This window comes from Lysinibacillus sp. FJAT-14222, from assembly GCF_001278875.1.
Lineage (GTDB): Bacteria > Bacillota > Bacilli > Bacillales_A > Planococcaceae > Lysinibacillus > Lysinibacillus agricola.
In genome coordinates, this window is sequence record NZ_LIYL01000031.1 from 43,116 (window position 1) to 49,923 (window position 6,808).

The window sequence follows — 6,808 nt, forward strand, 5'->3', positions numbered from 1 at the left end:
TATAAGTGAATAGATGATTAAACGCTATCGGCAAATGATAGCGAAACGTTGAGTAATGAACATCTGTGGTGGATATGTTTATTAAATTTATTGTTTTTATAAAGTTGTACGTACTTTGTGGCTGAACATACTTGCATGATTAACAGTCATCGTTGTTCATCCTTCTATTTAACGGCCAGAATAATAGCTGAGACAATATAATTTTCTAAATCATAATTAGGTTCCCATTCACGGATAAGTTCTTTTGAATCATCTTTTGGTTCAATTGAGATATTTGTAAAGCCTGCATCTTTTAAAAGTACTTCATATTCTGCAATTGAAATAGCCCCAGAGATGCAACCAGAATATAAATTCATATCTGATAAATAACTTTCTGGTAAGGTTGCCGTTAACACAACATCTGAAATCGCTAAACGACCCCCTGTTTTTAAAATACGGAAAGCTTCTTTAAATACTTGTTGTTTGTTTGGCGAAAGATTGATCACACAATTTGAAATGATAATATCAGCTGTATGATCAGCAACAGGCATATGTTCAATTTCACCTAAACGAAACTCTACATTTTCAAAACCTGGCTTTTCTGCGCTACAACGTGCCTTAGAAATCATTTCAGGTGTCATATCAATGCCAATTACTTGACCTTCTCTACCTACTTTTGGTGCTGCTAGGAAACAATCAAAACCACCACCAGAACCTAAATCGACAACAATTTCTCCAGGCTTCAAATCAGCGATCGTTTGTGGATTGCCACAACTAAGTCCCATATTTGCTCCGTCAGGAATAGATTCTAGCTCTTCTTTTGTATAGCCCATTTTTAGCGAAATTTCTTCAATGGAAATGTTTTGATTGTCATTTGGATTACAACAGCTAGAGGCTGGTGTACAGCATCCTTGTGTGCTGTTTAATTTTAAGGCTACTTTCGCATAATTATCACGTACATTTGCACGAATATCATCTTCTCTTTTCATTTAAAACCACTCCTTAACAAGATGTTGGCGAATATCCCAATAATACTAAACCTAGTTCGCCATTCTCTTCTTCTGCATGAATTGTGACTTCTGTTAACTGAGGTGCAATATCTGGATGAATGGCAACTTCGATCCCTTCAATTGTCTCTACAGCATCTTCATTTGTTGGTGCTGCTAAGCCCACCCCTAAATTAACACCACAGCAACCTGGAATGCCAAAGAAACGAAGTGTTTTCACCTCTGAATCAGTTAGTACTTGCTCTAAATAATTTTTACCTTCTGAACTCATTTTCATTTGTTTTTCTCTCCTTTAAGTTCATGTAAACCTTTTGTTCCAACTGGTGGTGTTTTTACCCATGGGATTGCCACGAATTGATTGTTGCTGAAGGATTTGATTTCTTCAAACCATTTTGTTTCAGCTTGTTGTTTTTGTATCAATGTTGGACTAGTTGTTTCGATAGATGAAAATGTCTGATTGACAACCCACCAATTAACAGACAATCCTGCACGCTGTAAATCTTGCTGTAAACGTGTTGCTTCAAAAACAGGTGTTGCTTCAGGTAATGTTACGATTGCTACACTTGTATAATTCGCATCACGTAATCTTGGTAACAGGTTTGAAACAGCTAGAGGGATTTCACCCTGCGAACGGCTTATTTCACGATGATAGGCTTCAGTGGCATCTAATAACAATAAGGTATGGCCAGTTGGAGCTGTATCAATAATAATTATTTCATCTTTATGATTCTCTACAACATTGGCAAATGCTCTAAATACGGCAATTTCCTCTGTACAAGGAGAGGCCAAGTCTTCTTGTACAAATGCTAAGCCTTCTTCATTCATTGTTTCACTTGCCTTTGCCAGCACTTCTGCTTCATAATTTGCAACTTCTGATTTCGGATCAATACGACTTACCGTTACATTTTTAATTTTGTCATCACCGAATGTCCAATTTAGATGCGCTGCTGGGTCTGTCGTAGTTAAATGCACATGCATACCCTCTTCTGCTAAGCGAAGAGCAATATACGAAGCAACTGTTGTTTTACCAACACCACCTTTACTCATCGTAAAAATAATCTTTGGTTTCCGTTCCAAATAATCAGCAATCATTTCTTCTACTTCAGGGATTGTCATACCTTTTTCTATTTCATTTTCATGTGTGATATCTTGATCTGTCATCCATGCTTGCATACGCTCCATACTTGATAATGAGTATGGTACAAACGGTAAGTAGTATTGTTCAAATTGCTTTAACTCTTTAGGAATCAACTCTAATGCTTTTATTTGGCGTGCAATGAATGCCTTCTCCATTTCATCATTAGAATTAAGATCTTTCATATAGCCATTAACTAGTAAAATCTGATTTTGAATACCGATTTCAAACAGTTCGTTGGAAGCACGTGCTGTCTCTTTTAAAGGGTTTACGTCTGGACGTGTCACAAGCATTAGTGCCGTTTGATCGGCGCTTTTTAAACGCTCAACAGCCTCTTTGTAGATTTCACGCTGTGGCTCTAGTCCTTTTAACGGACCTAAACACGAAGTACCAGTGGTATTATCATCTAGAAATGTAGACCAGGCAGAAGGTAGTTGTAATAGACGTAATGTATGCCCTGTTGGAGCTGTGTCAAACACAATTGTGTCGAAATTTTCAATCACTGAACGATCTGTCAGTAGCTTCGCAAATTCATTGAATGCAGCAATTTCAACTGTACAAGCACCTGAAAGTTGTTCCTCCATGTTTTGAAGGACTACTTCAGGCAGTTTCTCTCGGTACGGGCCAACCATCTGTTCTTTGTAATGTTGAGCTGCTTGTTCAGGATCTAAATTTAATGCAAATAAATTGTCTACACCTTCAATCTTTGTCGGGGTATTAGAAAGTGTTTGACCAAAAATATCTTGTAAGTTAGATGCTGGGTCCGTACTAATTAGTAACACCTTTTTTCCCTCACCTGCAATTGCTATTGATAAGCTACTAGCAACAGATGTTTTTCCAACGCCCCCTTTCCCTGTGAAAAAGAGGAAAGGAGTGTCCGGGAATTGGCTTCTTGTAAAGCGTTCCATTTTTACGCATCTCCTTTTAATGACAAACGTACTTTGGGTTTTTGTACTAATTCTTCTTCAGAAAGTCCTGACCACTGTGAAAACTGTGCATTAGTAGGGTATTTTCCTTTACAAAGTAACTCTCCATCTACAAATGTTGCTGGTAAGGCATCCATGCCTTCGGACATTAAAAGCTGATTAATTGCCTCATTCTCTACAAAGGCATTTGGTTCATTTGTTAAATTAAATCGTTCGGCCTCTATATCTGTTTTCTTTAAATTATTCATTACAAATGACATACGTAATAACTCTGGGTCAATAGATGGTCCACATACTCCTGTAGAACAGCACATCGCTGGCTCATAAATATGAATTTTTTTCATTTTATTTCAGCTCCTCAGCTACAAATTTTTCAATTCGTTTTCCAATAGCATCACGAACATTTTGGAAAACCGCCCATTTCTCTTCTTCTGTACCTGACGCTTTTGCTGGATCGTCAAAACCCCAATGCTCACGACGAACATGAGGTGGCGTCATCGGACATTTATCAGCTGCATCTCCACAAAGTGTAACAACTAGTGTTGCATTATTTAATGTCTCGAATTCAATTAGATCAGATGTATGATTCGAAATATCAACTCCTACCTCAGCCATGGCTTTGATAGCTTTCGGATTTACTCCATGTGCTTCAATACCAGCACTTTTAACTATCCAATCTGTAGGCAATAATTTTCTTGCCCACCCTTCAGCCATTTGACTACGGCATGAATTTCCTGTACATAAGAAATAAAGTGTATTTGTCATAAAAAGTACCCCTATAATTTAATGGTTTTAAAATATTTCTTCTGCCAGCGTAAGGCAACCCATACAAGCCCAATGAGTACTGGTACTTCAACAAGTGGACCAATAACAGCGGCAAAAGCCACTCCACTATGAAGTCCAAAAACACCTACAGCTACAGCAATGGCTAACTCAAAGTTGTTACTTGCCGCTGTAAAAGAAAGAGCTGCTGTGACGGGATAAGATGCACCTACTTTATGGGAAGAAAAGAATGAAACAGCAAACATTACAATAAAGTAAATAAATAATGGAATCGCAATTCGGACTACATCAAGTGGTAATTCCACTAATTTCTCACCCTTTAAGGCAAACATCATCACAATTGTGAACAGAAGTGCGATTAAAGTAAGTGGTGAAATCTTTGGTAAGAACTTTTCCTCATACCACTCTTTCCCTTTTGTTTTGATACCTATCAAACGTGTTAGGAATCCAGCAGCAAATGGTAATCCTAAGTAAATAAGGACGCTTTTCGTAATTTCCCACATGGAAATGGATACATTAAAATTCTCTAATCCAAACCAACCAGGTAATACATTTAAGAAAAAGTAAGCAAAAACCGAATATGTTACGATTTGAAAGATGGAGTTAAAGGCAACTAGACCAGCTACATATTCGCGATCTCCCCGCGCTAAATCATTCCACACGATTACCATTGCAATACATCGAGCTAAACCAATCATAATGAGCCCAGCCATATACTCCGGGTAATCTCGTAAGAAGATAATGGCTAAAAAGAACATTAAAAAGGGGCCCAATAGCCAGTTTTGGAAAAGTGACAGTAAAAGAACTTTCCAATCCTTAAACACACGCCACATTTCCTCATATTTTACTTTTGCCAGTGGTGGATACATCATCACAATTAACCCTATGGCAATAGTTATCGATGTTGTACCAACCGACATAGATTCTAATGCTTCACCGATATTTGGCATTGTAATACTTAATAAAACGCCAATACCCATAGCAACAAAAATCCAAAGAGTAAGGTAGCGATCTAAAAACGAAAGCTGTTTTGTTAAAGATTCATTATCCATTAATTTTCCTCCCCTATGTGTGTACAGTCAGAGCCGCAATTGCATCCATTTAAAGGCTCAATTTGTTCTAAAATACCTTTCATAAGTGGCGTTTGATCCTCAACTAGACGATAATGTTTCCATGTACCAACCTTTCGTTCCGTAATAATGCCTGCCTCCTTTAATTTTCGAAGATGCTGGCTAACTGCTGGTTGTGAAATGCCTAAAACATCCACAAAATCACATACACATACCTCCCCATTTTTCATACATGCCAGTAATTTAATTCGATTTAAGTCAGCTGCTGCTTTTAATTGTTTTTCAATTGATGTGTTTTCCATCTATCTGCTCTCCTTATATAATCATTTACTTATATTTAATCTAAAATAAAATCACCGGATTAGTACAGGTGACTAAATTAATATATAACTATATACTTATATTAAGGTTGCATTTCTTTAATTGCAATAGTTGTGTAGAAATTTTTTTTATTTGTTTAATAACTGTTTCTTTTATGTGTTGATTGCGCACATAACTAATAAATATCTAAGTCCCTATATTAAGTTTAGAAGAAACATCGTTCTATTTTAAAGCAAAAAAAGAAAATTCACATCCATAATTGTGTTCATTTTACATATTTAACATCAAAAAAATATCGTTAATTGTAACACCAAATTACTTATTTTTATTTTCTTGGTTTTCTTTTTGTAATAATAATTGAACCGCATTCGTGTTATTATTTACAGCCTCTGCAAGCAAACCTAGTGATTTATCAAACTTCCAAAAGATTAATAAAAAAGCGACAATCGGAAATCCTGTATTGCCAATTAAACCTATTAATAGGTTATGTTCTGATACTCTTACCAATTGTAAAAAAGCACTAGAACATCATCCCATAAAAAGTAGTTGCTCCATATATCAAAATAAGTCAATATATCCTCCTTACGTATAAAATAAATTTGGACAAACATACTTAATCTGTAAGACTCTTCAATCGTTTTAAATTGCTCGTTGACTAAATCTTACATAACTCCTAGCATTTATGGCGGTTGTTCTTCTTTCTATTATTCCAGTCTCATTAAATGTTCATTTTGTATTCTCTTTTTCCTCAAATGCTATATGCTCCTGTTTAGGTAGCATAAAATGGTAGTGTTATCATCAATAAACGGTAACTTACAACTTTTTACCTCACCTCCAAAAAAACACATCCTTATATTTATATTTGGACACTCCTGTCTTAAGGAATGACCCTTTTTCCTCAAATTTTTCATTAACACAATTAAATTCTATCTCCCTGTACTATTCACACACTTATAAAGGCTGGGGCGTTGGTTGACCGTCGCAGTTTTTTTATTTTTAAATCTACTTCTCAGGCAATTAACTATACAAACATAGCTACCACGTCATATTAATAGTAATGTAAAGCTAATTTAGCCTTACACCTCCGGATTTTGTTACTAAGGGTCACTCCTATCCCAAGTGACCCTTTTTTTATTGTCTTATCTAACAAAAATATATTTTTTAATGCCAATAGCTAAATGGTTTAATACCCCATTCCTTCTCTACAGCTTACATATTATATATTATAGAAAGGAGGTATACGTTATGGGATACTATGGAAATGTTGGTGGCATAAATGAAGGTTGCTATTACGGCGGCGGAAATCGTAATGGTTCATCATTTGCCTTAATTGTTGTTCTATTTATTCTTCTAATTATTATCGGCGCTACTTTCATGCATAGAGAGTATTAACATTTCCGATTTAAGGGTCGCCTTCCAGCCTGGTGACCCTTTTATAGTTACTTTTCTCATATTATTCAGTAATTCACTTTACTTCTTTATAGGACTCAAAGTTGGTATGGCTTAGCAATAAGGAGCATTCCTGTTAGAAAGATTTTCAGGGGCTTGAAAAAGAAAAAGCCCTCTTGTATGATGCATGAGTGTCAA

Annotated in this window: 9 protein-coding genes; 1 reads left to right on the top strand and 8 read right to left on the bottom strand. The window is 36.0% G+C overall.

The window, feature by feature from the left end:
* Positions 1-164: 164 nt before the first annotated feature.
* The 8 genes from AN161_RS14380 to AN161_RS14415 form a co-directional block, all read right to left on the bottom strand.
* Entirely contained in the window at positions 165-968 is an 804-nt protein-coding gene (locus AN161_RS14380) for an arsenite methyltransferase (protein ID WP_053595053.1), read from the bottom strand.
* A gap of 13 nt (positions 969-981) precedes the next feature.
* On the bottom strand, positions 982-1,263 hold the full coding sequence (locus tag AN161_RS14385; RefSeq protein ID WP_053595054.1) for a Fe-S cluster assembly protein HesB: 282 nt from the start codon (positions 1,261-1,263) through the stop codon (positions 982-984).
* The gene (gene arsA, locus AN161_RS14390; protein WP_053595055.1) at positions 1,260-3,029 is read right to left on the bottom strand and encodes an arsenical pump-driving ATPase; all 1,770 of its coding nucleotides are present in this window, start codon (positions 3,027-3,029) and stop codon (positions 1,260-1,262) included. The genes AN161_RS14385 and arsA overlap by 4 nt, the downstream gene beginning before the upstream one ends.
* 2 nt (positions 3,030-3,031) lie before the next feature.
* The gene (arsD, locus tag AN161_RS14395) at positions 3,032-3,391 is read right to left on the bottom strand and encodes an arsenite efflux transporter metallochaperone ArsD (protein ID WP_053595056.1); all 360 of its coding nucleotides are present in this window, start codon (positions 3,389-3,391) and stop codon (positions 3,032-3,034) included.
* Position 3,392: 1 nt separating this feature from the next.
* Positions 3,393-3,812, bottom strand: coding sequence for an arsenate reductase (thioredoxin) (gene arsC, locus AN161_RS14400; RefSeq protein ID WP_053595057.1), 420 nt, complete (start codon positions 3,810-3,812; stop codon positions 3,393-3,395).
* Positions 3,813-3,823: 11 nt separating this feature from the next.
* Positions 3,824-4,882 carry an ACR3 family arsenite efflux transporter gene (gene arsB / locus AN161_RS14405; RefSeq protein WP_053595058.1) on the bottom strand — a complete coding sequence of 353 codons (1,059 nt, stop codon included), beginning with the start codon at positions 4,880-4,882 and terminating at the stop codon, positions 3,824-3,826.
* Positions 4,882-5,202 (bottom strand): metalloregulator ArsR/SmtB family transcription factor, encoded by a 321-nt coding sequence (locus tag AN161_RS14410; RefSeq protein WP_053595059.1) that lies wholly within the window; start codon positions 5,200-5,202, stop codon positions 4,882-4,884. The genes arsB and AN161_RS14410 overlap by 1 nt, the downstream gene beginning before the upstream one ends.
* A gap of 334 nt (positions 5,203-5,536) precedes the next feature.
* Complete coding sequence (locus AN161_RS14415; RefSeq protein ID WP_053595060.1) at positions 5,537-5,728, bottom strand: hypothetical protein; 192 nt, start codon at positions 5,726-5,728, stop codon at positions 5,537-5,539.
* Between the two features lie 738 nt (positions 5,729-6,466).
* On the opposite strand from AN161_RS14415, the gene AN161_RS27590 reads away from it, so the two are divergent.
* Positions 6,467-6,613: a YjcZ family sporulation protein gene (locus AN161_RS27590; protein ID WP_075807256.1), complete on the top strand. Its 147-nt coding sequence runs from the start codon at positions 6,467-6,469 to the stop codon at positions 6,611-6,613.
* Positions 6,614-6,808: the final 195 nt, after the last annotated feature.